Raw genomic sequence first — 26,610 nt, 5'->3', positions numbered from 1 at the left:
GAAAGTCATGTTTTGCCGATCAAGCAAATGAAAGCGGAGGGCCGCATGGAGCTTAATTGGAGACGAAATCTTTACGTATTATGGGTCGGTTTATTTCTCAACCATATGGCTTACACGCTATCGGTGCCCTTTTTCCCACTCTTTCTGCATAATGAACTAGGGATCGGGAAGGGCGTCGAGGCCTGGTCTGGAGTTTCGATCTCAATCAGCTTCTTCATCAGCGGTTTATGTGCTCCGTTCTGGGGATCGCTTGCTGATAAATACGGCAGGAAATTAATGCTTGTTCGCTCGGGTATTGGACTAGGCGCGGCTCATCTCGCTAACTACTTCGTTTATGACCCGTATACATTCATCGTGGTCCGCATATTCCAAGGGCTTATGGCTGGCTTCAGCCCTGCATCGGTCGCGCTGGTTGGCACAAACACGCCGGAGAAGCATGTCGGTTACGCGCTCGGTGTCATATCGACAGCGACGGCAGCAGGAGGGATTCTCGGGCCGCTGGCGGGAGGATTATTCATCCATTGGCTCGGATTGAGGGAATGCTTCATAGCTTCGGCCTTGATCACATTTCTTTCTGCCATTATCGTTCTGGCAGGGGTTGTAGAGAATCATAAGAGGCCGGAAGGTCCGCGGCCTTCTATGATAGACGACTTGAAGCAAGCAGGGCAGAACTCCAATTTGATGCGGATTTACGGGCTTATTTTTCTGGTATCGACATCCGTCATGGTTTTGGAACCGCTGATCACGCTCTATGTTGTGCAGATCGGCGGTAGTACGGATAATGCCTCGCTCAGCTCGGGCATCGTATTCTCTGCGGTCGGAGTCGCTACGGTCATCATGGGACCCCGCTGGGGAAAGATCGGCGGACGAATTGGTTATCACAAAACACTGCTGATCGGCTTGCTCGGAGGGGGGATCGGCAATCTGCTGCAGCTTGGAGTCACTCATTTGCTTGGCTTCGGCCTTTTGCGTTTCGGTTACGGGCTATTCTTTGCTGCCGTTTATCCGGCTTTGAACGCGCTCATTATCCGGTATGCAGACCGTGATTTCCGCGGCAGGGCGGTCAGCTTAAGCCAGTCCGCCAACCAGTTCGGCATCGTGGTTGGGCCCTTGCTTGGCGGATTTGTCGGCGGATGGATCAGCATCCCGTTCGTGTTCCTGCTGACCGGAGCCGCGCTGCTGGCAGCCGCATATACGACAAGAACGTTTGGTTCTGAACCAACCGACCGGACAGCATCCGGATAATTCAAGGCGGCAGCACTACTGAGGAAATAGATTTACATATTTTTGAAACTAATTCATCATAATGGCGTCTAAGGGTATAAACCCCAAAAGAGGTGCGTTTATGAAACCAAAACCATTTGTATTGGGCTTATGCTTCGGTATAGTCATTGCCTGTTCATCCATAGCATTCGCATCAGATTCTATTCAGGCGTTATTATTTCCTGCTCGCTTTGAAATAAATGAAAGTAACATTTCCTTGAATGAAGATTATAAAGTACTTAATGTTGATGGTCATGCATACGTACCCGTTCGATTCGTAGCCGAGCATTTGGGTGCAACGATCGACTATGATCAGGAGCAGCAAAAGATTTATATCAAAAATCGAAAACTTGACTTATCGGATCCGGATTATAACGAGATCTATGTTGGCAATTTAATCTTAACTAAAGACGGCAGCAGCACCAAAGTTACTGGTCAATTGAAAATCGAAGGTGTAGGGAGTACGAAAAATACCGTCGAAGCGACCCTTGCTTTTTACAATGATAACAGTGAAAAAATTGGTGAGGTTGAAATAAACGGAAATGATTTCGGGGTAGACGCTCAAACCTTTGTCTCTGAGGGCTTAGGGGATTTTAGAGCGTTTTCGACGGTTAACCTCCATGTTGGCCATATAAATGGCCATAACGTTAGTGCCGCTCCAAGCATCATTTATGAAAATAAAAAAAACAACTTCACCCTCAATCTTCCCAAGAGCTGGGAAGGAAAATATGATGCCGTGGAAGCCACAGATGAAGCTTCCAAATTCGAAAGCATTTCTTTTATTGACATAGCCAATAAAGAATACGGGGGAGTTGTTTTTTCGATCGGCATATGGTCCAAAGAGGATTGGAGTCAAAAGGGTCAAACCGCTATGGAGGTCGGTCATATATCGAAAATAGGAGAACGTGGAGACAAAGTGTTCACAATCAGTACTCCGGGTGATGTACAATATGATCCGCACAATGAGAAATTAACAGCAGAATATACTTCCATGCTGCACTACGTAAATACGATTAAGACTAGTTTTCATGCAAATGTAAGTCTTACTGACAAGGAAGCAAAGGATATTCTCAATCAGCTTTTGCCAAAGGCGGTAGCTATCACTGCAGGATTATTTAACGGCCCTTGGTCTGGATTTACCAAAACCGATGCGACGAAAACGATTCCGGGTGAAGAACAGTTTGTTCTTGTAACAGGGGTGAACGGAAAACCGGAAGTTGGCACCGATAACTTAAAATCAGTGGCAGATATAAAAAAAGCAATAGAGGATGTATTTACAAAAGATACCGCTCAACAGCTATTTTATAGTCGTTATCTGGAAACGGAAGATAGTATATCTCTTCCTCTTTATAAGGATTATGAAGGGCAGCTTTATGTAAACACGAATAATTCAGGACACGGATGGGCGACACAATTTTTAATGGATACCGCCAAGATAAAAAGTCAAAAAAATAATATTGTAGAAATAACGTTAGATACTACAGTGCTTGACGACCCGTACGGTACACTGGTTATCAAATTGCAATATGCAAATGGACATTGGTTGATGGCATCAGGACTTGATGATTATGAGTCTATAGAGTCCTCTACTGCATAGAGAAAAATATATCGGTAACAGGCCTGCCTGGGTGGCAGGCTTTTTCACATTTCAAAAGAAACATAGGCAATAGAAGTAGAAAAATCGTATACTGGGAAAACAATAAAAAATACAAATGTTATAAATGAATATACAACATATTTACAAGGATACATTTGAATGTTATAATCTGATCAATCAAGAAATCCATTTGGGCAAAAAAGGAGGGATTCATCGAACGTTTATGGCAACGTTAGAATAGGGCAGGTGGGGCTTGGTCGTCACATTGAAACTCGATATCCAAATCACCGGATCATCACTTCGATGTTTCAATGAGAAGTTCAGATACATACCAAGGAGGGACTAATTTCAATGTTCAAATTATACAAATGCTCTTTTAGGAAAGCGCATTCATTTATGGTGATCGGTTCTTTGTTATCCGGTTTGCTGGCAGGCTGCAGCGGCCAAACGACTTCGGAGACCGAGTCGTCCAACCCCAAACAAAAGGATCCTGTTCCTGTTGAGCTAACATTGGCACCGTATTTCTTAAACATGACCGACGAAGAATTTAACCAGGTACTTATCCAGCCTTTAAAGAGCAAGTATCCTCATATCACTTTGAAGATTGTACGGGATGATATTACCAAACTGGTTACCGCAGGTCAGACTCCCGACATTATTTATTCGGCCAATTCAAGATTTTCTGTCCTTAAGGAATTGGATATTCCGTATGATGTAAGTGAATTCGTAAAGAAATACAATATGGATTTAAGTAAATTCTCAAGTCCAAATATCGATTGGATAAAGGATTTAGGTCCTAAGGGGGAGATTTACGGGATTCCTTTTGCTCTAAATCAAATGGCGCTATTTTATAATAAGGATCTTTTTGATAAGCGGGGTGTTCCCTACCCTAAGGAAGGCCTAACGTTCGATGAGTATTTGGAGCTTGCCAAGAAAATGACCTATTTTGAGGACGGGGTCCAATACCGCGGAAGTCTTCCCACCAATCCCGAGTTTTATGCCAGAGTGAGATCTTTGTCTTTTGTCGACCCGAAGACCAATAAGGCGGCCCTTAACAATGATCAGATTAAATCGATTATGGAGCAGGTCCAAGCTTTTTATCAAATTCCCGGAATGATCCAAAATGGACAAAAGCCACCTGGTTGGGACAGCTTCACTAAAACGCAGCAAACCGCCATGTATCTGAACTGGATTCCTGATACGGTAGGCTTCATTCAACAGGCCGGAGGGCAGCTCAATTTCGACCTTGTTGGAGCTCCTTCCTATAAGGATAACCCTGGAGTCACCATTGACCACGGCGCCCAAATGATGGTCGTTTCCAAATCATCCAAGAATAAAGAAGAAGCCTTTCAGGCGATTCAGCTCTTTGCTTCCCCGGAAGTTCAAACCATTTTGAATAAGAAAAGCCGTTTGACCGTTTTGAATGACGAGTCGATCAAAAAAGATTTTCTTGCCGATGTAGAAGTGGCGAAAGGGAAGAACATTCAAGGGGCGTTGAAAGTCAAATCGGCGAAAATGGCTCCGCCCAACCCGTATCACGTTATCGTTGCAGGTAAAATCAACGCAGCGGCTGAGACGTTCGTAAACGGAACTAAGGATGTAAATACCCTGCTCAGGGAAACGCAAGAGGAAGCAGATAAGGCGATTGAACAAGAGTTAGCCAATAAAAAGAAGTAATGTCGGAGCATATAAATATATTGTTTATTGGGACCTATTCTTCAGCTGATCAAGAAGGTATTCATGTCTTATCTTTTGATCCGGAATCCGGAGAATTAGTTCGCCTCAGCGGTATTGCCGGAATAGCGAATCCTTCGTTTTTAGCATTCCATTCAGGGACAAACAGACTGTATGCAGTTAGTGAAACGGCGGATAACGGCTTTGTGGTAGCCTACCAATTTGATCCGGTTCGAAATGATCTCGTTGAAATAAACCGTCAGCCGACGGGAGGCGGGTACCCATGTCATCTCAGTTTGGATGCGGAAGGAACCTGGCTGTATAGTGTCAACTACATGGGCGGTAGTGTCTGTTTGTTTCCTATTGATGAAGATGGGGCAATACTCCCGCTCTCTGATCAGATTCAGCATGCGGGAAGCAGCATTCATCCTGGCCGACAAGAGGGGCCCCATCCCCACTCCATTGTGAATATCCCTGGCACGGATTGTTGGCTAGTACCGGATTTAGGAACTGACCAGCTATACCTTTACAATCACGACAAAGTCAATGGAAAGCTGCAGTTGGAGTCCGTAGTCGCTGCTGAATCAGGCGCAGGTCCTAGGCATGTGGCATTCCATCCGAGCCTGCCGATGGTTTATATCATCAATGAACTGAACTCCACGATAGCTGCTTACCGTTATGAGCGCCATACAGGATCGCTAACGTATTTACAAACCGTGACCACACAACCGGTCAATTTTAAGGGAGAGAGTACATGCGCGGATATCCATATCAGCCTGAATGGACAATATTTATACGGATCCAACCGTGGGCACGACAGCATCGCTGTGTTTCAAGTGTTACATGACGGAAGGCTTGAGCAGGTCACAATAGCTTCAAGTGGAGGCAAAACACCGAGGAATTTTGCGCTTGATCCGAGCAATACCTTTTTATTAGCGGCAAATCAAGATTCGGTCTTGGTTGTCACTATGAAATTGAATGATAGAGGAATTCCGCAATCTACGGGTCATGCAATCCGTCTATCCAAACCGGTTTGCTTGAAATTTTATCAGAACTAAAAGCAGAATCATTCGTTGGACGCCAGAAATTTTACGTAGAATACCCTATAGATAAAAGGAGTGGAGCAAGTGGTATCACAAAAGTATGCACACGTTATATCCCATTCGCACTGGGATCGGGAATGGTATTTGCCCTTTGAAAAGCATCGGGTAAGATTGGTTGAAATGATGGATACGTTAATCGATTTATTTGAGAAGGACCCCGAGTTTGAAAGTTTCCATCTCGATGGACAAACCATTGTTTTGGATGATTACTTACAAATTAGACCTGAGAAAAAAGAGATTATTGTACGCATGGTTCAAGAGGGGAAGCTTCTCATCGGTCCGTGGTACATTCTACAGGATGAATTCTTAACGAGCAGTGAGGCGAATATTCGGAACTTATTAATCGGTCATCAAGACGCAAGTGAGTACGGCAGCATTTGTAAGCTGGGGTATTTCCCCGATTCGTTTGGCAATATGGGGCAGGCGCCGCAAATTTTGCTTCAAGCCGGTATGGACACAGCTGTTTTCGGTAGAGGAGTAAAACCGGTCGGTTTTAATAACGAGGCGAGGGGAGAGTATGAATCGGCCTTTTCGGAGATGAATTGGCAATCCCCGGATGGCTCAACTGTACTCGGGATCTTGTTCGCCAACTGGTATCACAATGGAATGGAAGTTCCGACAGATCCGAACGAAGCACTGGTTTATTGGGAGAGGAAAATCCGCGATGCGGAGAAGTATGCCTCTACTCCTCACCTGTTGTTCATGAACGGCTGCGATCATCAACCTGTGCAAACGAATTTGTCGGATGCGCTTCGTACAGCGAGAAGCTTGTACCCGGACGTTGAGTTTATTCATTCCAACTTTAACGAATATGTAGCCCAGTTGAAGGGCAAGCTGCCTGAGAATCTTTCGACCATACGCGGGGAGTTACGAAGTCAGCGAACGAACGGTTGGTGGACATTAGTCAATACTGCTTCTGCTCGGGTGTATATGAAGCAGGCGAATCAGAAAATCCAAACCTATTTAGAGAAAGTCGCAGAACCGATAGCTACATTCGCCAAGCTGACGGGGCATACGTACCCTAAGCATTTGTTCACTTATGCGTGGAAAACACTGATGCAAAATCATCCGCATGATAGCATTTGCGGTTGCAGCGTCGATGAGGTACACCGCGAGATGATGACCCGGTTTGATAAAAGCTATCAAGTTGCTGAGCAAATTACAGCCAATAGTTTGAAAGCCATCACTTCTATGATCGATACCAAAACGGCATATGATCAATCTGCGATTCCATTTACCATATTCAATACATCAGGATGGAAGCGTACTGGTGTAGTCAACATTGATTTGGAAGTCAAGAGACTCCCGCTCGCGAATAGGAATCGTAAGAAGATCGTCGAGGAGCTAAAGGAGTTATCACTAGAAGGTTATGTTGTAAAAGATAGAAACGGGGATTCCATCGATACCAAGGTGGAGGATCTTGGGGTGACCTTTGGCTATGAGCTGCCTGAAGATAAGTTTCGCCAGCCTTACATGGCTCGTTCCGTCCGTGTTCAATTCCTGGCACAAAATATACCGGCATTGGGTTATAAAACTTTTGCCTTATGCACAGATTTATCGCAAACTGTAAATTCGCCCAACTCTCAGAATAAAGCCAATCCATATAAGATGGAGAACGAATTCTTATCGGTACTCATCGCCGATGATGGAACCTATGAGATAACGGATAAAAGAACCACCAAGACTTTTTCCGGCCTCGGTGCTTATGAAAATACGGGTGACATTGGAAATGAGTATATATTTAAGGCGCCGGAAGGAGATATTCCGCTTACAACCCGTGGATTACCTGCTGAAATCTATATAGAGGAACAAACATCATTCCATACGGTGATAGCCATCGTTCATCATTGGGAAATTCCTGCTAGCGGCGACGCAACATTGGAGCAAGAAATCCAAGAATTCGTTCCTTTTCTTGAACGTAAAGCGCAGAGAAGCAAACAAACCGTTCCATTAACGGTAACGACTCGTCTCACACTGGAACAAGGTGTCCCGCACCTTAAAGTCAAAACGAGTCTGAGAAACGATGCTAAGGATCACCGTATCCGAGTACTATTCCCAACCGATATTCACTCGGCCGTTCATTACGCCGACTCCATATTTGAGGTTGTGGCCAGAGATACGGTACCCGCATCCGAATGGACAAATCCGAGCAACTGTCAGCATCAGCAGGCTTTTGTCAATGTACGAAACGACCATTACGGACTAACCATTTGCAATTTGGGTCTAAATGAATATGAGGTACTGCGTGACGACAGAGGGACGATAGCCATCACCTTACTAAGAGCGGTTCAGGAGCTGGGTGACTGGGGAGTTTTCCAGACTCCGGAGGCGCAGTGCTTAGGGGATCATGAGTTGGAATACGTGCTCATTCCACACGGAGATAACAATGATGCCTTACAGTCGTTTGCTGCAGCTTACCAAGCGCAGATTCCTTGGACAGCGGTACAAACTCCATTGCAATCCGGAACTCTTCCGGCGGAGCATCAATTTATCGGCTGGACGGGCAACGGGCTCGCGCTCTCTGCGGTTAAGATGAACGGATCTACTGAAGACTTCGTTATTCGATGGTTCAATATGACTGATCAACCGACACAATTGCATATTGAGCATGTACACGGATCTTATGAAGCAATTTACAGAAGTAACGTACTCGAAGAAGAGGGTGATGAGATTGGTGTTGGAGGTGTAGTCCCGATTCGTCCAGCGGAGATCGTGACCATCCTAGGAAAGCCTGGTTTATAAATTTATAAAAAGCTGCCCGTAAAATGTCTCAGCTGGGCTATATCAGCTGCTATTTTACGGGCTTTATTTTGCCATTTTAAGCTTTAGCACCGGCTTCATTCGAAACGGTTGAACTCGCTGTTGAACTTCGAACAACAAGCTCGTTCGGTAGAATGATGTTACGGCGATCCTGATTGGGATCCTGAATGAGGGAAACAAGAAGTTTTGCAGCTTCTCTGCCCATATTCTTCTCATTTTGATTTATATAAGTTAATGGAACTTCTGTATGCTCGGAATGGTCATAGTCATCGAAGCAGACAATAGACAGATCTCCAGGAATCTGGAGATTCAGCGACCGGGCCGCTTTCATTGCAATCAGACCGATAGCGGAATTCGTTGTCACGACGGCTTGAACATCCGGATTCTCACTCAAATAGCTTTTGATTTGTTCGACAACGGGCAATCCGCTGCTTAGAGTGAGTCTCAACCGATAGTCGATGAAAAGGCCAGAATCGCTCAGTGCCTTCTCATAACCATGCAACCGATCTTCAATACTAGTGGTACCGGAAACGGCTGTACTTATAAAGCTAATCTTAGTATGTCCGATATTCGTTAAATGCTTTGTAGCTTCATAGGCACCTTTAAAGTTGTCTGAACTTATAAAGTTAGCATCAAGCCCGCGAAGATACCGGTCGACGATGACAAGGGGAAAACGATCTAGAGTCAACTTCAATATTTGATCATTGAATGTTTCTCCATCCACCGGATAAATAATAATACCATGGACCCCAAGCTGCGTGAATTCCTTCAGTAATTTATTCTCTAGTTCCTGCGAATCGTGGGTAAGCTTGAATACCAGGTGATAACCATGTTCGGCCAATTCCTCTTCAATACCTGTCATTAAGTTGGCAGTAAATAGATTATCAAGCCTCGGCATAAGAAATAGAACAAGAGGGCTATTAACCACTTCTTGAGGCTCATAGGATATCAGCTGATTCGATGCATCATCGGATATATAGGAACCTCTTCCTTGGATTCGGTTGATCAAGCCCTGTTTCACAATATCCGCCATGGCGTTTTTTACGGTAATCCGGCTGACATTGAATTGCTCGGCTAATTCATTTTCCGAAGGCAGTTTATCTCCTGGTTTCCATACCCCCGAATTCATTTGATTAATGATGTAATTTTTCAATTGTATATACATAGGAACCCTTTTTGGGGTATTCGTCATAAAGTTATTGCTCCCTTGTGATTTTTATAACAAATATACAACTTTTTATGATTTTAGTAAAGTCTATGGGGCTGTTTAGCGAACACTGACCGTGCTGGGTTTTCTTCACAGGGAGAAGGCTGACGCTTCGTTCAGCTGACAGGTAGGCCAGATACAACTTTGGTAAAAATAGATCAAGTTTTGTAAAGATATATCATTCCTTTCGTTTAGGCAGATCGGTAAAATGAAGAATATAAAAAAGCGCTTACTTTTTAAAAATGGAAAAGGTGATGATGGTGAACGTAGCTCATGAAGAATTCAGAGTTAATATTTCAGCAAGTAAGAGAAAAACCGTGTTTTCCTTGTTAAAGAAACAAAAGTTTTTGTTCCTATTGCTGCTTCCAGGCATGCTTTACTTTCTAATATTCAAATATATTCCGATGTACGGGATCTTGCTTGCATTTAAGGATTACAATCCCCAGGTCGGAGTACTCGATAGTCCTTGGATCGGGCTTAAACATTTTCATCAAATGTTCCAAATGAACTATTTCTGGACCGTGACAGCTAATACGCTGAAGATCAGTATATTAAAGATTGTTATTGGCTTCCCTGCACCGATTATCTTCGCCCTGCTGCTGAATGAGCTGGTTTCCAATAAATTTCGGCGTATTGTTCAGACCATTTCTTATTTACCGCATTTCCTTTCATGGATTATTGTTGCAGGGCTTATTTTTCAACTCGTATCTCCCAGCTATGGTATCTACGGCTTCTTGTGTGAAGCCTTCGGCTGGCAGCCCAGAATCCTAATGGGTGACGGAAAATCTTTCTTGCAAATTCTCTTGATTTCTAATGTGTGGAAAGAAATTGGTTACGGCAGCATCATCTATTTAGCAGCAATTGCCGGTATTAATCCCGACATGTACGAATCGGCCAAAATAGATGGGGCAGGGAGATTCAAACAATGCTGGTACATCACTATCCCATGCATATTGCCTACCATAGCCATGCTTTTCGTACTTGGATTAGGAGGAATTCTCGATGGGGGATTTGACCAGATCTTTAACCTGTACAATTCCATGGTTATGCCGACAGCGGATATCATTGATACGTTTGTTTATCGGATTGGTCTGGTGGAAATGCAGTACAGCTTCTCAACAGCTGTAGGAATAGCCAAAAGCTTAATTGCGCTTATTCTGGTACTGGGAGCCAATTGGATTGTAGGCAAGATCTCCAATTATACTATCTTTTAATATATCGAAATAAGGGAGACACTCATGAAAAAAAGCGCAGGAGTAAGAATTTTCGATCTCATGAATATCTTATTGATGTTATTTATATGCCTGACCATCGTCTTTCCTTTTGTGCAGCAGCTTGTCATTTCCTTAAGTCCGCCAAGTGAATCCAGCACTGTCGGTATTCACCTATTTACCAAGAATCCGACGCTGGACTCCTTCAAGCAAATTTTTGCTTCAGGCTCTATCGTAGAGGCCTATTCCTGGACCCTACTTCGTACGGTCATGGGAACTGTCCTTACAGTCATTGTATCCGCCATGCTTGCTTATCCGCTATCCAAAAGATATTTGCTAGGCAGAAACGTATGGATGAGCTTAATTGTATTCACGATGTTTTTCGGCGGCGGTCTGATCCCCACCTATCTGCTGGTTAAAGAGCTGCATATGCTAAATACCATATGGGCATTGGTATTACCCGGACTTTGCAGCGCATATAACATCGTCATCATCCGCAACTTCTTTACTTCGTTACCGATTGAGGTAGAGGAAAGCGCCTACATGGATGGTGCCAACGACTATACTATTTTCTTTCGCATTGTACTGCCACTTTCCATGCCGATTATGGCAACGGTGACACTATGGTCGCTGGTGGGTCAGTGGAATGCGTGGTTTGATGCGATGATTTATATCTCTAATGGAAAGATCAAGGTTCTTCAAATTTTGCTAAGAGATGTGCTAAACAACGCGCAGGATGCGGCACTGGCTAATTCTCGCGGGGGCGAAGTTGTCGATATGTCAGGGCAGCGGTACACAGCCGAATCCGTCAAAGCAGCCATACTGCTCGTAACTACGATTCCAATCGTGATGGTATATCCATTCCTGCAAAAATATTTTGTGAAAGGAATCATGATTGGCGCAGTAAAGGGTTGACAGAAGGCATCTATGAATTCCACATATATCATACTATAAGAAGAGGGGAAACTATGTATGAACAAAGGTAAAAAGCTGCCAGCAGCATCACTCAGCTTGTTTATGGCCGTTACGGTTGTCGCTTCGGCTTGTTCCTCATCTGCACCCAACGGAGCTTCCAATGAGGATACCGGCCAAAAGAAATATTCTGCAGACGTGTTTACTATCCGAATTCAGCCTGATCCGACCACTGAAGTCATGAAGAAGGTCAATGAAAAGCTGGGTAACGTGAATCTGAAAATTACGGCTGTTCCCGACGATGATTATAATACAAAGCTCAATTTATTCATGGCATCTGGAGAAATGCCTGACGTATATGGAGGATATATTTCTAGCAGTGACGCCCTTTTTAATTCGGCGGCTGATTTGACAGAAGAAGAGGTTAAACAATATGCGCCTAATATTTATGCGTCATTTGTAAGCAGAGCAGGTTCTCAAAAAGATCATATCTTAGGATTATGGTCTAGAAATGGAAAGCTGAAAGGCTTTAACAACGGCAATTTGAATAATTCACTGCCCTATGGTGCCGTCATTCGTACCGATATTCTGGAGGAGTTAGGGGTCGGTATGCCCAAAACCATTGCAGACTGGGATCAATTGCTGAAATTATACAAAGAAAAATACCCGAAAAAATACCCGCTTACGGTCCAAAACGGCGGTGAGAATCAGGCGATGTATTATTTCCTGTCCGCTTATGGGGTTAGACGAGACGCATGGGTTTATAAGGATAAAACATTGCAGTATTCCCCGTTTATGCCGGGCATGCGTGATGCTCTTGTGCAGCTTAACAAATGGTATAAGGCAGGCTACATCAACCCTGAGTATTACACGATGTACCAGAACACTACTGCCCCTGTCAATGAGTTTGTCAATGGAAATTCGATCTTCTTCCAATACTACAATACAACGAACCAGATTCGTCCGCCTTTCGATGAAGGGAGTATAGGAGACAAGCTGCTTGCCAACTTCCCGAATGCCAAGATCGATTGGATTCCATTCCCAACCCTGGGAGACGGAAGCAAGCCGCTTGTGGCTAACGCCTCTATGTTCAGTAACATCACGTTCTTCAGCAAGGCATTAGAGAAAGATAGAGATAAGCTGCATGCTATTATGACAGCGTGGGATAAAATATTCAGCGACCCCGAGCTTTATACGCTAGTTAAATATGGCTTGAAGGATAAGCATTATACGATGGTCAACGGGGCGATTGTGACGAAGAAAGAGTTTGGCACCAATGACGCCAAAGCGAAGGAAGGCTTCGGATGGCCGTTCAACGGTCAGTTTGACCCTACCGACGAGGTAAACAAAGCAACTCTCGCTCCATACATTCAAGATAACAGACAGAAGCTGATTTCTGATAAAGATGGCTTATATGGTTCGAATCATGTTGATTATCTCGCAACCAACGATAAGCCTACCGTCGAGGGTCCGATTCTTTCGGAATCCGGAGAGAATCTCGATATCAAAAACCAAACCTACTTAACCCAATGGAACACGATGTACACTGCCGTCATTGTCGGACAAAAGACCATTGAGGATTTTGATAAATTTATTGCAGACTGGAAGAAACAAATGGGGGATGAACTGGTTAAAAACGCTAATCGTTTGTATAACAAATAGGCAGAAGTGAAGCATTCATAATTTCTAATATAGCCACCGGCGGCGCCGGTGGTTTTTATATTTGCTATATTGTTCTGCCGTCCATGAATTGTTTCGGACTTTTCCCCGTTATTTTCTTAAACATCCTGCTGAAATGCTCTGGAGAAGTATAGCCGACCTCGCTGCAAATTTCATAAATTTTGAGATTGGAGGTCTTGATAAGCTCAATAGCTCTGGTTATGCGGACCTTCGCCAAATAATCCACGAAGGTTATATTTTCTTTTTCCGAAAATAACCGGCTCAAGTAACTGCTGTTGATACTGAACTTGTGCGCAACCGACTGCAGATTGACATCACCTCCATAATTTTGCTCCATATAGTGCTTGACCTGATTAATAATGGTGTGGTCGCCCTTGCTTGACCTGAACACAGCCATCACCGATGCAAGCCAATCATTTAAGGAGCTCAGGTCGCCGTACCATTTCAGGTGCTGTTCATAGGCGTGGCTTAAATGCTTGATTTCATTAAAAAGTCCGTTTTGCAGGGCAAAGTCAATCACAATAAAATGATACTTCATATAAAGGTCTTGAATCATCTGGAGCTGATTCGCACTTACCGATTGAGGTGAAACCAAAATGCCGTCAAGCTCTGCCTTGCTATTGTCAAAGAGGATGGAGCTGAGAAGCTTTTTTAGATTGGATGTTTGCTTCACTATATCCATCTCCATCGGCGACGACTTTTTAAAATCGGTTCGATAGCGAATGATGGAGCCGTTTCCTGCAATAAAACAATAATTCTGGGAGATTTCCGCCTCGGACATAAGCTGAGGAAGCTTTGAGAAATCAACCTCCATACTGCTAATGCCCATATTTACAAGGTAACCCGGCAGACTGAAATGACGATAGGTCTCCTTCAGCTGATTCATGATAGCAGTATCGGATTCCTGATGGGAATACAGCAGGAGAGTGACGTACTCGTAGAGGGAGGTTTGGATGATCTCATAATGTATATCATTCCTGTTGACAAGCCTATTCTCCGTAGATCTTAAATACTCGGAAAGTTCCTTCTTACAGGATGATTTAGGCTCGGGGGTATTCCTATCTATCTTGATCAATTTCATGCTCATCAGGACAAGGCGATTCCTTTTGTGCTTGCCCAACAATTCTCTGAGGGTGTTCAGCTCAGTGGGTTGAATATTTCCTGTGACGAGCCTGCTGATCAGGCTTTCCCTCACCAGCTCCCTATCTAAGTGATCTGCTTTCGTCTTGACTGCCAAGCCATTGCGCTCTTGAAGTCTCAGGCTGCCCAAAACCTGATGGAGCTGCTCCTGCGTCATTTCTGATTTCAATAGGTAGTCTTTTGCACCAAGCATGAAAGCATTCTTGACCAAATGAAAGTCGTCATAGGCACTGATAACTATAAAATTCAGCTCTTGTCGGTAGGCTAAGGAGGATTTAATCAGCTCCAGACCATCCATAACTGGCATGGTTAAATCTGTAATGACCAAATCGATATCAGGGTCTTCTCTGATCGCATGATACGCGTCCTCACCGTTGAAATACTCGCCAACCAGCTCCAATGATAAGGCTTCCCAATGAATCATACTCCGGATCATCTGCCTCACGTAAGGTTCATCGTCGACTATAATGGTTTTGATCATTATTCTTCTCCGTTTCTTTAAGTATGGGTAAAATGAGCTTCACGCAGCAATATTCACCTTGTACACTTTCTAGCTCGATTCCATAGGGCTCCCCGTATAATAGACGGATTCGTTTATGAATATTCAAGAGTCCGATGTGCAATGTATCGGAAACCATAGGGGGATGGTGCTGATCAAGTATGCTGCTCAGTATGGAAGCTGCTATACCCACACCATTGTCATAAATCGATACAATATGAATATTTGAGTCAACGATATAGGAAGAGATCATGATGCTCGCGAATTCCCCCAAGTTCAGCCTGTGACTTATGCCGTGCAAAATGGAGTTTTCGACGATAGGCTGTAAAATCATATGTGGCACAAGTAAATGCTCCGTATCTTCTTGGATGCTGTAATCTACATTTAACTTGTTACTATATCGCAGTTGCTGCAGCAGGATATAATCCTTGATGTTCTGAATTTCCAGCTCCAAAGGAATGTCGTTGCCGGTATGACTAAGCGTATTTCTCAGAAGCCGGCTGAGAGTAACGAGCATATGAGCGGTGACCTCGTCTTTATGATTCATCGCCGAGAATCGTATCGAGTTGATGGTATTGTACAAGAAATGCGGATTTATCTGATACTTCAGCATTTCTATCTCGGATTTGCGTTTCTTTCCTTCAATTTCAATAGTCAATTTAAAAAGAGTGTCGATCCGCTTGACCATTTGATTGAAGTCATTCGTAATTTCAGCGATTTCATTCCCCGATGCATGTGCTACCTCAATCGTAATATTTTTCTCGCCTACCTTTTTCATGGCAAAGGCCAGACGCTTGATAGGAAGGATGATTTCTTTAGAGATAAAAAAGGAAAACAAAAACATAAAGATCAGTAAGCCTATAACTAAAAAAGTGGTAAAAACAATAATCGCAGAAGATGCTTTTGTCACATATTTCGAGGGTGATAATTGAACGGTATGCCAATGTGTCGTATTCGAATAGCTATTCAATACTAGGTAATCATCGACGAATTCCGTATGGGAAGCATATGGATCCATGAGTGTTTGTTGGGATAACCGTTGAAAAAATCCCTCATTTTCTTGGGGATCGCCTTCATTACTGACAACGATATGGTTATTCTTATCGGTAACTCGGATGATGCTATCAGCGAATCGAAGGTGGGTGTTCAGCATCTCGGTGACTTTGGATTGGGGGATCAAGATAACGAGTTGGCAGATGCTATCCATTGGATTGTTTCCCAAAATATCATAAATATTTTTCGTTATTACCGTATAACGACCTTCAAATAAACCGAAGGGGCTATTTTGATTGCTGAACCAATGCATGTCCGGGGTATTGACCGTATTAATAATGACCGGGTCCTGCTTAAGATCGTTCGTAACCGAGACAAAGTCTCGATAGCTATATACCACACGCCCTTGAACCACGACCAGCACGGCTGAAATCAAATCGTCGGTTGCAAACAAGCTCTTAAATTGCGGTTCAAAATTCATAGATGCCTGGAACTTTGCTTGTTCAACACGTCCTTTCGCAAAATCCGTAGAAGTCGACATCACTGTGTTGTAAAAGGTTGTAGAGTTGGTCAGGATGTCCATATATTTCTGAAGTCTGGCATATAGTGTATCAAAAGAGGACTGACTCACCCTTAAATCAAACGAAATCGAATTGATTAATTCTTTTTGAGAGTTCGTTTTGATGTTGAAATAGGAAAAGTAGGAAAGGGCTATCAAGGGAAGAATGGTCAGAAAAAGATAGTAAAGGAAAAACTGGTTTTGGATCTTGGTCTTCAACGGTATGCATCCCTTCATACTCAATTTCGAAACTTTAATACAACTAACGGAATTAGTAGTATATATATTATATATGAATATACATTATATTTACAGGTGTATAGTTGGATGTTATAATCAGTTCGTGTCGATCAACAGGAAATAGTAGCCAAAAGGGAGGAGAACATGATTAGCATCATTCATGAGCGTCACATAGCGAAAACCTTGGATAAATTGAAGAAGATTGAGCAAAATTATGCAGATTTTATTTTCGAACAGAAGAGCGAGATACCGGTCCGTTACATGGAAACAGAAGAACATTTGTATGAGGTACCGGCCGAGTCGGAAGCTTGGCAGCCCGCTTATTCGGGAATGACCTGGGGAAATGAATGGGGATCCGCCTGGTTTAAAGGAGCTTTTACAGTTCCTATGGAATTGGATGGTCAAGATATATATATTCGTGCAGAAACAGATGCGGTGGAGGCACTTTTTTGGGTCAATGGAAAGCCGCGAGGAATCTTCACACATCCTAAGGAGGCTGAAAACCGCGGGAACCACCATACGCTCCTTCTTACGTCTAGAGCGAATGGTGGAGAAACTTTGGTGTTAGCGTTGGAAGGGTACGCAGGACATCCTTGTTATGGAACACAGCCCTACCAAACCTATGATTCCAACGGCGGATATCACAACCGCTTCAAGCGAGTTTACCGATCCGTACAAGTTATGCTTCTGCGCGAAGATGTCCAGAATTTTGTGTTTGGACTGCGTACTCTGAATCAGCTAGCTGCTGCTGCAGCCGTTGACGCTTTTCGCAGATCGAGGGTTATTGAAGGATTGCTTCAAGTATATGAGGTAGTCGTTCAGTCTCCAGACGAAGCTTTGGAAAGCGAGTGGCGACCCTTATTAGCAGAGGCTCTTAAGATCATGAATCCGCTGCTATCTGCAAAAAACGGCGATTCCGCACCTGTCGCAGGCATTGTTGGGCATTCACATATGGATACTGCCTGGTTATGGACTCGGGATGAAACGATTCGCAAGTGCGCACGCACCTACGCAAACGTACTTAGTTTAATGGAGCAGTATCCGGAATACACCTTCGTACAAAGCTCGGCCTTTCACGGAGAATTAATGCGGCGTCATTACCCTTCCATATTTGAAGGAATGAAACAACGAATTGCAGAAGGGCGTTGGGAGCCCAACGGTGCAGTTTGGATAGAATGCGATTGCAACCTGGTTTCCGGTGAATCGATGGTCAGGCAGTTTCTGAAGGGACAAAAGTATACGCAGAAGCATTTTGGCTATACATCGGATGTGTTCTGGCTTCCGGATACATTTGGATACAGTGCGGCAATACCGCAGATTATGGCTGGATCACGAGTGAAATACTTTTTGACCACCAAGTTATCCTGGAATGATACGAATGTGTTCCCTTATACTACATTCTCATGGCGTGGTTTAGACGGAACGTCTGTGCTATCCCACTTTAACTTCATTCACTGCTGGCCTGATGCGGGATCACTAATCCAGCGGATTTATGGTGCGGGTTACAATAGCAACGGCTCCAACATTAATGGAAGGCCGTCAGGTTCAGCTCTGGGGCGACGGCTTGTATCCTATGGTTTCGGAGATGGAGGCGGAGGACCACAATATGAGATGCTGGAGATGGCCAGAAGGACTCGGGATGTGGAAGGAGCTCCTCGTGCGGAACATACATCAGTAAGCCGGTTTATGAAGGAAGTCGAAGAAAGTGATTACGTTCCGCCGATTCATTCGGGTGAATTGTACTTGGAAGGACACCGTGGAACTCTTACCCAGATGCACCAAATCAAGCGAAACAACCGTAAAGCGGAATTCGCCCTTCGGACGGTTGAACTGGCTGAGGTCGTTCGGCGTTTAGAGGAAGGATCACTGGCTCCTGAGGCGGCAGTGCACCGGGAGGAATTGTATGAGCTGTTGTTAATTAATCAGTTTCATGATATTTTGCCGGGCACGTCCATTCCGGAAGTACACGATCGTGCGATTCAAGAGGTAGGTGATGTTATCTCGGACGCAGAAGCGCTAGCGATCACCTTGCTCTCGGAAACGGCAGCATCTCCAGTAGAAGCAGTGACGGTATGGAATACGCTGAGCTGGGAACGCTGCGGCACGCTTGTACTGGACAAGGTTCCTGTGGGCATGGTCCCGGCAGATTCGGCATATAGTTGGCAGTGGATCCGGGATATTGCCGGCCGAGAGAAGCTGCTTATCGGCGGAACCAGCGTGCCCGCTATGGGTGCGATAACATTGAGGCTGCGTAATGGTAGTGGCAGTTCCGGTAATTCTCCTTTCAAGCTGGAGGGACAAAGACTGGAAACGCCCTTTGCTATCGTGACATTCGATGAATACGGATATATCGACTCCTTTGTGGATCGTTCCTCCGGTCGCAAGCTTCGACGTTCAGGTACCGACCCCCTTAATGCCTTGCTCATGGGTGAGGATATCCCGAGATCCTGGGATAATTGGGATATAGACCGGGATATAGCCACCAAATTAAAGCTGCAGACGGATTTAATAAGCCGTGAGGTTGTGGCGGATGGACCTTTGCAGCTGCGAATCCGCAGCCATTACCGGATTGGGCGCCATTCAACACTTTTACAGGACATGGTCTTCCGTTCAGACAGCCCGCAGGTTGATTTTGAAACGATCATTGATTGGAAAGATCCGCATCAACTGCTCAAAGTAGGATTTGATGTCAATCTGCTCTCACAAAGTGCACGGCATGAAATCCAGTTCGGTCATGTTGAAAGACCTACGCATACCAATACATCGATTGAACAGGGAATGTTTGAGATTTGCACCCACAAATGGAGCGATCTGTCGGAATCCCGATTTGGAACGGCTCTTCTTAATGATTGTAAATATGGAATTTCCGTGGAAGGCTCGGATCTCCGACTTACCTTGCATAAAGGAGGCACGCATCCAGACCCGCGCGGGGATGTAGGAATGCATGAGCTGGTTTACGCTTTCCTTCCGCATAGTGGTTTTGATGTGAAGAATGTTGTCCGCCCGGCCTACGAACTGAATGTACCGCCGTTGACGATACAAGGTGCATCCGAACTATCCTTTACTTCTTTAGCGGCAATAGACGCTGAGCATGTCATTATTGAAGCAGTGAAACCATCGGAAGAAGATGACGCTTTTGTATTGCGTCTTTATGAAGCGGAGCGCTGCGCTGTCCAAGGAGCAAAGCTAAAGCTTGGGATGACACCGAAGAGAGTCTCGCTAGTTAATTTGTTGGAGGAAGAATTGGAGGAGCTTGTGCCGAACGGAACAGAGCTTACACTGGATTTCCGGCCATTTGAAATCAAGACCGTCAAAATCTATTTTTAAACAAGCGGAAGAACGGATAATTAGCTAAAGCGCTTGGAAGGAGGAACGCAGAATGGCAAGAATTACAGCCGTTCGATGTATTCGTACAAGGCATGACGGAAGCTGGGTTATCTTGAAAGTAATGACGGACCAGGATGGGCTCTACGGGATTGGGTCTGCCAGTGATATGTATCAGCCCGGAGCCGTGGTCAGTATAGTGGAGGAATTGCTGGCTCCGCTACTTATTGGCCGGGATGCCAGTCAAATCGAGGATTTATGGCAAACCATGTATACCAGCGGTTATTGGCGTAATGGTTCGACGCTTCACACGGCTATGGGAGGAATCGACATGGCGCTGTGGGACATCAAGGGCAAAGAAGCGGGGCTGCCGATATATCAGCTCCTGGGCGGGGCGGTTCGCTCGGCCATTCCTTGTTATGCACATGCCAATGGCGCAACCTATGAGGAGCTGGAGGAAGATGTCAGCTCTTACCAGGAGCAAGGATTCGGTGTGATCCGCTGCCAGCTTGGCGGCTACGGTGGAGGCGGCTTTGTAGCTTCGCAGGGCATGAATCAATTTCCCTCTGCAAGTGTATTCGATGAAGCTAAGTACATCACGGCAATACCCGACATGTTCGAAAAGCTCCGCATACGTTTCGGCATGAATCTGAACTTCACGCATGACGTTCACGAGCATTTGACGCCATCCGGGGCCGTAACCTTATCCAGATTACTCGACCCTTACAGGTTGTTTTTCTTAGAGGATTTGCTTCAATCGGAGCATACGGAGTGGTATCGCAGGGTAAAAGAGACAAGCATCACGCCTCAAGCGATAGGTGAACTGTTCGTTCATCCTCAAGAGTGGCTGCCGTTGGTAACGAATCGGCTGATCGATTTCGTCAGGATGCGCGTCTCCAAAGCCGGAGGCATTACCCCATGCCGCAAAATCGCTGCAGTTTGTGAAGCTTTTGGCGTTCGAACCGCTTGGCAGGAGGGGGGAGAGAATGACCCCGTCAATCAAATAGCGGCTGCTCATCTGGATATGTCCAGCATGAGCTTCGGTATACAGGAAATTAATCATTTTCGTTCCCATGAGAAGGAAGTATTCCCGGGACTTGCAGTATTGGAAAAGGGGCATTTGAAGCTTAGCGAAAAGCCCGGACTTGGTATTGACTTCGATGAGATGAAGGCAAAAGCGCTGCTTGGAAACCCGGATTCATTGAAATCCTATCATCATCCCTATAAGCTGGACCGAAAGCCGGATGGAACACTGATCCGTCCGTAAGTTTGACCAGAAGGAGGAACCGTTTTGAAGAATATTGTCGTTACGGGATCGGAGGGCAAGCTTGGACGCTTTGTTGTGGAAGAGCTCAATAATGCAGGTTACAGGGTTATTGGAACCGATACCCGACCGCAGAGCAGCCGCAACCGCTATGCCCGTTATATTCAGGGAGATTTGAATCAGCTTGGTGAAGTTTATGGCATTCTTGCCGAATCGGGTGCAGTACTTCATCTGGCAGCCGTGCCGAACCCCATTAACTTTTCGCCTGAACGGATATTTGCCAACAATGTCATGTCCACCTATAACATTATGGAGGCGGCATCTAAACTGGGCATCCAACGGGTTGTATTCGGATCTAGTGAATCCGCCTATGGCTTCTGCTGGGCGAAGCACCCATTCGCACCACATCGGCTTCCAGTAGACGAGGATCATGTGCTGCTGCCGCAGGAAAGCTATGGCCTGTCCAAGCAGGTGAATGAGCAGACGGGAGATATGTTCGCCCGCCGGGTGAATATGCAGGTCTATGCCTTGCGGTTCTCCTTAATTCTTGCCCCGGAGGAATATGCAAGGGAGATCTCGATGTTTGGCGATACCGCGAGACATCACCGTACGCTATGGAGTTATGTAGATGCACGTGATGCTGCAATCGCCTGCCGGATGGCCCTAGAGTCAGAATGCAGTGAAACCTCAGAGGCATGCCGTCTTAACATTACGTCTAGCGATATTCTAAGCAGTGAAAGTATCCGTGATCTGGCAGCAAAGTATTATCCGCAGGTGCCTTTTTCAAACCTGACTCCCGATAAGCTTACGGCATTCGTATCCAACGCCAGGGCGAATTCGATTTTGAATTGGAAGCCAGCTTATTCTTGGAAAGATACCGCTCTTTAATAGGGTATATCGGTCGGACCAAGCCTACTGCGTATCGTTGCAGCAAAGGCTTGGTCCGACTTTTAGTTCTTATGAATAAGAGCGGCGGTTAGATAGCTTACTTGTGTACAACGCTGACAGAATAAAGCTCAACAGTAGTATAAGGTGTTGTGCTTACCGAGCCAGATGTTGCTGTTTGATCGTAATTGCCCGTCTTGAAGTAGAATTTCTTTCCTGAGAAGCTTGGTGTTTTAGAAAATACCTGTGAGCCATTGATTTTCACGGTCGCCACGCCACCTGAAAGCGACATATCAAAAGTGAATTTTGAACCCAAAGCAGCTTTGGTGCTTAATTCGGTATAGGTACCTGCTCCCTTTGCTTCTTCATATAATATTCTGAAATTACCGCCTTTGGAGTTGGCGTTTGCCTGATACTCCAATTCGACCAATGGTATAGAATCGGTGCTGTTAAAAATTTGACCGATAGTAGTTACGCCGCTCGAGCCGCCACCCTGTAACGTGACAGCAGCTGTATTCGTCATGGTGTTAGTTCCAGACCAGCTCCAAGCTGCGTTGCTTCCGCTGGTCGTTTGTTCCCGCATCTCGGAACGAGGATGAGACGAGCCTGAGGTCGTAGAACCCGTCTTAGGATCCATGAACGCCTGGCCTCCGTCGGAAGCTGTATAGAAATATTTGCTTGAATACCCCGAAACCAATTGCGACGAACTTATCGTTGATCCGTCCGGTTGCTGTAATAACCAAATATGATAATCAATATTTGGTGCAGCACCTACCATCGACAATACAGGGACATTCAACAATACGGTCAAACCAAGCGCCAAACCCAATTTTTTTACCTTCCCGAGCGAAGCCAGTTTCATTATCCTCATCCTCTCTTCGTTTGAGTTGAAAACGTGTACGACCTGACTAACTACGTTGTAAACGTTTTCTAAATCCACTTTATACTAAATTCCATCCCTTTTGTTTCACTCAATTGCTCTAAACTTTTGTTGTTTTGCTGAAATCAATCACGATACTGTCTGCGCTGAAAAATCCTGAGATGAGCAACCATTTTGGTGAGAACCTGCCGCTGTCAAAAGGAATGACAGTCGAAGGGTTCTCGAAATGTTGAATGAGGCTGCACAATGACCCATAGCAAAAAAAAGCCGCTGACGGATGATTTCCGACCAAGCGACTTTTCATAACAACTGTGAATGCTCCTTATAATGAGTTTTCTTTCATCAGGGTCCTTCAGCAATATATTCTAGACAATCACTGATAATGGCTGTGAGCTCTTCTTTCTCTTTTAAAAGCAAGTCTCGATCAAATTTTCCAGTCTCCAGGTCGCTAAACAGCCATTTTAACGTAAGCACTGAATAAATAAGAACATAAAGATGATAGTTCTTAATAAAATGTGCAGGTGCCTGCCATCCGGTCTTTTCTCTCTCTTGAATATACGTTTGGAGGACATTCATCCTTATGTGTTTATTAGGCTTAATACGATATCTGACTACTGCCATGTCGATCAAGGTGAATAGATCGAAATAGACTGAATTTATTTGTAGGAACTCCCAGTCGAGGACTATAAAACGTCCGTTTTTACTAGCTAAATTAATAAATAGGAAGTCACCATGAGAAACAGTTTGCTCCGTAGGGAACACACCATGGAGTGACGATAGATGTTCGTACAACACATCAATCTGGCGTTTATGTACACCCATATGGACAAGCAAATCACGATAAAGAGCTTCATTTTCTATAATTGTGATTAGCGCCTCATCGATATAAGGGAGGAACGCCTTGGTGTGCTTGATTTCAATTGAAGGGGGGAGTTTATGCCAGTTGACCACTGTGCGTGCTGCCTCAATCAGAATATCTTCAGAATAGGTATGAGTTAAAGTACCGGCATCTTCTAATACCATCCAATACTCCTGCTTACCTTCATCTATGCAATAATCTAGAATAGCTGGCGTAGTAACAGCTGGGATAAGTGCTTTAAAATGCTCCTGCATCCACAGCTCTTGATCAACCTCTACAGCTGTGTTTGTAGGCTTAAACACATAAGACGCAGCCGGATTCTTTTTGAAGGAAAATCGATACAGGCATTTTTTGTTTTCATTCGTATACTCATTAATAACCTGTAGGTTCACTTGCGTAGGGTCTAATTCCCCATGATTGATGACTGATTTGAAGTTGTTCATTATAACCTCGCTCTACCTGTGAAAAATGTCGAAATACCAAAATAAATGACGAACATGAAACGAATGTGGTAAATTAAAGAGAAAATAATTGGATGGGATTGGTAAAGAATTGAAAAAGAAATTCATAGCAGCATTTCTAGCTTCTATATTATTAATATTATTAATTAATAATATAGCCTATTTTTACTCAACAAAGAAGTTATTAACGAATAATTTGGCGAATCATGACGAAGCGATCGCTAAACAGATCAGCATATCTATTGAGCATTCCCAATCGGGAAGTCAGTATTTAATGGACATGATAGGGTCGCAGCTAAGAACAACTGCCCTCTTGATACAGGAACGGCTCAATCCAGATATCAATAAGGTAACGGATGAAGAATTGATCTCATTAAGAGACGAAATAGGATCGGTTACTGGCATCACCTTATTTGAGAAGAAGCCCGATGGGGACATTATAGGAACGCGTTCTACTGAGCCAAGGGAGAGGGCTCTAAGCACCAAACCATGGGGAGGGACCTGGTTTAAAGCATTTAATCAATTGTTCGACGATAAAAATGTGAATGTAGATAAAGGCATAAAGCTACCGAATTATTGGGTAGGACCGTTTGAGATTTCAACCTCCGATCCTACTCATGTGGGAACGTGGGGGTATTATTACGATGGAAGCACCAACTACCTCATTGATCCATGGGTATTAGATGAGTCGATCAAGAAATACGATGAAATAACGGGGCCAAAAATTATTTTTGATAAGACTCTGCAAGGAAATGAAGACTTTATACAAGAAATCACCATTTTTAATCCTGAAAAAGTCGGTAAAGAGATCGCTCGTGGCGTTAATGCTAATAATGAGAAGTGGGTAAAGCTAGTTGACCGACAAATCATGTACGGCTCCTATACTTATCAGCATGAGAATGACTTTGCCAACGTCCATGCTGCCATGGACAAAAAACAAATCATTCGGGATGAAGCGACTATAAACGGAAAACATGTGGTGAAATCCTTTGTTCCTATTTTGGATGTGAAGATTCCGTATGTTGTTTCCATCGTTACGGATTACGCTGTCATTCAAAATCAACTAAACTCCGAGTTCAAGGTGCTTGCAATGATTATCATCGCAGTGTCCATCATCATCATTGGGCTTGTATATATTATTGTTTACTTTATTGGAAAAATCAGAGACGATGCGGTACGGTCTACGCAGGAGAACTACATCGAGCAAATCAATGCGATGTTCACAACGATCCGAGGGCAGCGGCATGACTTTTTGAATCATGTGTCAACGATAAATGCATTTATAAAGCTTGAAAAATACGAGGAACTTCGTTCCTACTCTAACGAATTTATTCAGGATATAGATGAAATGAACGATATCATTCAGATAGGGAACCCAGCGATTTCTGCCTTGATGCAATCCAAGATGGCGAGTGCAATGATGTATAAAATCGACCTCATCTATAGGTTTCAGGGCATGGAAGAATTGTCCAACGGGATTCGTTCTGTGGATATTACTAAAATCATGGGCAACTTGATTGATAATGCATTTGATGAGGTCATTGAATTGACCGAAGACTCCGCAGATGAACGGTGGGTATCGGTTACTGGTGAGGTTACACATGGGGTCATGTCACTCCTTGTTTCCAATCCTTTAAGCAAGCCGATAACAGCGGATGAGGTAAGAGCTTTTTTAAAACCTGGAGTTTCGACGAAGCCGGTAGGTCATTCTGGACTAGGACTTGCCATTATCGAGAATCTTATCAAACAATATAAGGGGAGCATTGGTTTTACCATCGAAGATAGTACTATCCACTTTCATGTAAGATTGCCTATTGAAAAGCATCGAAAAGAAGCAAGCTAGACCTTAGAAAAACCAGTTGGTATAAGACCGACTGGTTTTTTATTACTATGATTAGTAGGGTGAATATGTAAGATGTTTTTTGGGGATTACGAAAACAATTAGTCGTTGGAGCACTGAGATATGGATCGGAGCGGCTATAGGAACAATTTCCCAGACTCCCCGTTCATCTTATAAGGGAAAAGCCATTATTTCGTATTGTGTAGACCCTGCCATCGGGATCAAGATCTGTCAAAACCAATGACAAGAGCTTGATCCC

General features: G+C 44.3%; 18 protein-coding genes. 12 read left to right on the top strand and 6 right to left on the bottom strand.

Features of this window, described 5'->3' with window-relative positions:
- The first annotated feature begins 12 nt into the window (after window positions 1–12).
- From QMA13_RS23375 to QMA13_RS23355, 5 genes are all read left to right on the top strand, one after another.
- Window positions 13–1,245 (top strand): MFS transporter, encoded by a 1,233-nt coding sequence (locus QMA13_RS23375; protein ID WP_282936145.1) that lies wholly within the window; start codon window positions 13–15, stop codon window positions 1,243–1,245.
- 100 nt (window positions 1,246–1,345) lie between these two features.
- Window positions 1,346–2,860 carry a stalk domain-containing protein gene (locus QMA13_RS23370; protein WP_282936144.1) on the top strand — a complete coding sequence of 505 codons (1,515 nt, stop codon included), beginning with the start codon at window positions 1,346–1,348 and terminating at the stop codon, window positions 2,858–2,860.
- Between the two features lie 351 nt (window positions 2,861–3,211).
- Window positions 3,212–4,537 carry an ABC transporter substrate-binding protein gene (locus tag QMA13_RS23365; protein WP_282936143.1) on the top strand — a complete coding sequence of 442 codons (1,326 nt, stop codon included), beginning with the start codon at window positions 3,212–3,214 and terminating at the stop codon, window positions 4,535–4,537.
- Window positions 4,537–5,592, top strand: a complete 1,056-nt coding sequence (locus QMA13_RS23360) for a lactonase family protein (RefSeq protein WP_282936142.1) — start codon at window positions 4,537–4,539, stop codon at window positions 5,590–5,592. Before QMA13_RS23365 ends, QMA13_RS23360 begins: the two co-directional genes overlap by 1 nt.
- A gap of 69 nt (window positions 5,593–5,661) precedes the next feature.
- A complete protein-coding gene (locus QMA13_RS23355; protein WP_282936141.1) occupies window positions 5,662–8,379 on the top strand; it encodes an alpha-mannosidase in 2,718 nt (905 codons plus the stop codon).
- Between the two features lie 76 nt (window positions 8,380–8,455).
- Here the strand turns inward: QMA13_RS23355 and QMA13_RS23350 are convergent, their stop codons facing one another.
- Complete coding sequence (locus tag QMA13_RS23350) at window positions 8,456–9,550, bottom strand: GntR family transcriptional regulator (protein WP_282936140.1); 1,095 nt, start codon at window positions 9,548–9,550, stop codon at window positions 8,456–8,458.
- A 296-nt stretch (window positions 9,551–9,846) separates the two neighbouring features.
- Between QMA13_RS23350 and QMA13_RS23345 the strand changes: the two genes are divergently transcribed.
- Genes QMA13_RS23345 through QMA13_RS23335 form a run of 3 tightly spaced genes read left to right on the top strand, consistent with a single transcriptional unit; the run spans window position 9,847 to window position 13,389 of the window.
- A complete protein-coding gene (locus QMA13_RS23345) occupies window positions 9,847–10,818 on the top strand; it encodes an ABC transporter permease (RefSeq protein ID WP_282936139.1) in 972 nt (323 codons plus the stop codon).
- Between the two features lie 24 nt (window positions 10,819–10,842).
- The gene (locus QMA13_RS23340) at window positions 10,843–11,730 is read left to right on the top strand and encodes a carbohydrate ABC transporter permease (protein WP_282936138.1); all 888 of its coding nucleotides are present in this window, start codon (window positions 10,843–10,845) and stop codon (window positions 11,728–11,730) included.
- A 57-nt stretch (window positions 11,731–11,787) separates the two neighbouring features.
- Window positions 11,788–13,389, top strand: coding sequence for a type 2 periplasmic-binding domain-containing protein (locus tag QMA13_RS23335; RefSeq protein ID WP_282936137.1), 1,602 nt, complete (start codon window positions 11,788–11,790; stop codon window positions 13,387–13,389).
- Window positions 13,390–13,453: 64 nt separating this feature from the next.
- On the opposite strand, the gene QMA13_RS23330 is transcribed toward QMA13_RS23335, so the two are convergent.
- Window positions 13,454–15,028: a response regulator transcription factor gene (locus tag QMA13_RS23330; RefSeq protein ID WP_282936136.1), complete on the bottom strand. Its 1,575-nt coding sequence runs from the start codon at window positions 15,026–15,028 to the stop codon at window positions 13,454–13,456.
- Window positions 15,000–16,670 (bottom strand): sensor histidine kinase, encoded by a 1,671-nt coding sequence (locus QMA13_RS23325; RefSeq protein WP_282936135.1) that lies wholly within the window; start codon window positions 16,668–16,670, stop codon window positions 15,000–15,002. The genes QMA13_RS23330 and QMA13_RS23325 overlap by 29 nt, the downstream gene beginning before the upstream one ends.
- Before the next feature lie 312 nt (window positions 16,671–16,982).
- On the opposite strand from QMA13_RS23325, the gene QMA13_RS23320 reads away from it, so the two are divergent.
- From QMA13_RS23320 to QMA13_RS23310, 3 genes are read left to right on the top strand one after another with little or no spacing between them, the layout of a single operon-like run.
- Window positions 16,983–20,165: an alpha-mannosidase gene (locus QMA13_RS23320; RefSeq protein ID WP_282936134.1), complete on the top strand. Its 3,183-nt coding sequence runs from the start codon at window positions 16,983–16,985 to the stop codon at window positions 20,163–20,165.
- Between the two features lie 52 nt (window positions 20,166–20,217).
- Window positions 20,218–21,429 carry an enolase C-terminal domain-like protein gene (locus QMA13_RS23315; protein WP_282936133.1) on the top strand — a complete coding sequence of 404 codons (1,212 nt, stop codon included), beginning with the start codon at window positions 20,218–20,220 and terminating at the stop codon, window positions 21,427–21,429.
- Window positions 21,430–21,453: 24 nt separating this feature from the next.
- The gene (locus QMA13_RS23310; RefSeq protein ID WP_282936132.1) at window positions 21,454–22,314 is read left to right on the top strand and encodes an NAD-dependent epimerase/dehydratase family protein; all 861 of its coding nucleotides are present in this window, start codon (window positions 21,454–21,456) and stop codon (window positions 22,312–22,314) included.
- 97 nt (window positions 22,315–22,411) lie between these two features.
- Here the strand turns inward: QMA13_RS23310 and QMA13_RS23305 are convergent, their stop codons facing one another.
- From QMA13_RS23305 to QMA13_RS23295, 3 genes are all read right to left on the bottom strand, one after another.
- Entirely contained in the window at window positions 22,412–23,173 is a 762-nt protein-coding gene (locus tag QMA13_RS23305; protein WP_282936131.1) for a polysaccharide lyase family 7 protein, read from the bottom strand.
- 118 nt (window positions 23,174–23,291) lie between these two features.
- Complete coding sequence (locus QMA13_RS23300) at window positions 23,292–23,495, bottom strand: hypothetical protein (protein ID WP_282936130.1); 204 nt, start codon at window positions 23,493–23,495, stop codon at window positions 23,292–23,294.
- A 38-nt stretch (window positions 23,496–23,533) separates the two neighbouring features.
- Window positions 23,534–24,493 carry an aminoglycoside phosphotransferase family protein gene (locus QMA13_RS23295; RefSeq protein ID WP_282936129.1) on the bottom strand — a complete coding sequence of 320 codons (960 nt, stop codon included), beginning with the start codon at window positions 24,491–24,493 and terminating at the stop codon, window positions 23,534–23,536.
- Window positions 24,494–24,707: 214 nt separating this feature from the next.
- Between QMA13_RS23295 and QMA13_RS23290 the strand changes: the two genes are divergently transcribed.
- Window positions 24,708–26,354, top strand: a complete 1,647-nt coding sequence (locus QMA13_RS23290) for a sensor histidine kinase (RefSeq protein WP_282936128.1) — start codon at window positions 24,708–24,710, stop codon at window positions 26,352–26,354.
- The last annotated feature ends 256 nt before the right edge of the window (window positions 26,355–26,610 follow it).

It is taken from the genome of Paenibacillus sp. RC67 (assembly GCF_030020805.1).
Lineage (GTDB): Bacteria > Bacillota > Bacilli > Paenibacillales > NBRC-103111 > Paenibacillus_S.
Note: the sequence above shows the minus strand (reverse complement) of the source record. Positions and strands in the feature narration are given on the sequence as shown.

Coding starts and splice junctions, on each gene's coding strand:
- QMA13_RS23305 (WP_282936131.1), bottom strand. CDS start 23,173: ATGAAACTGGCTTCGCTCGGGAAGGTAAAAAAATTGGGTTTGGCGCTT.
- QMA13_RS23340 (WP_282936138.1), top strand. CDS start 10,843: ATGAAAAAAAGCGCAGGAGTAAGAATTTTCGATCTCATGAATATCTTA.
- QMA13_RS23345 (WP_282936139.1), top strand. CDS start 9,847: ATGGAAAAGGTGATGATGGTGAACGTAGCTCATGAAGAATTCAGAGTT.
- QMA13_RS23320 (WP_282936134.1), top strand. CDS start 16,983: ATGATTAGCATCATTCATGAGCGTCACATAGCGAAAACCTTGGATAAA.
- QMA13_RS23335 (WP_282936137.1), top strand. CDS start 11,788: ATGAACAAAGGTAAAAAGCTGCCAGCAGCATCACTCAGCTTGTTTATG.
- QMA13_RS23330 (WP_282936136.1), bottom strand. CDS start 15,028: ATGATCAAAACCATTATAGTCGACGATGAACCTTACGTGAGGCAGATG.
- QMA13_RS23300 (WP_282936130.1), bottom strand. CDS start 23,495: ATGAAAAGTCGCTTGGTCGGAAATCATCCGTCAGCGGCTTTTTTTTGC.
- QMA13_RS23365 (WP_282936143.1), top strand. CDS start 3,212: ATGTTCAAATTATACAAATGCTCTTTTAGGAAAGCGCATTCATTTATG.
- QMA13_RS23370 (WP_282936144.1), top strand. CDS start 1,346: ATGAAACCAAAACCATTTGTATTGGGCTTATGCTTCGGTATAGTCATT.
- QMA13_RS23295 (WP_282936129.1), bottom strand. CDS start 24,493: ATGAACAACTTCAAATCAGTCATCAATCATGGGGAATTAGACCCTACG.
- QMA13_RS23360 (WP_282936142.1), top strand. CDS start 4,537: ATGTCGGAGCATATAAATATATTGTTTATTGGGACCTATTCTTCAGCT.
- QMA13_RS23315 (WP_282936133.1), top strand. CDS start 20,218: ATGGCAAGAATTACAGCCGTTCGATGTATTCGTACAAGGCATGACGGA.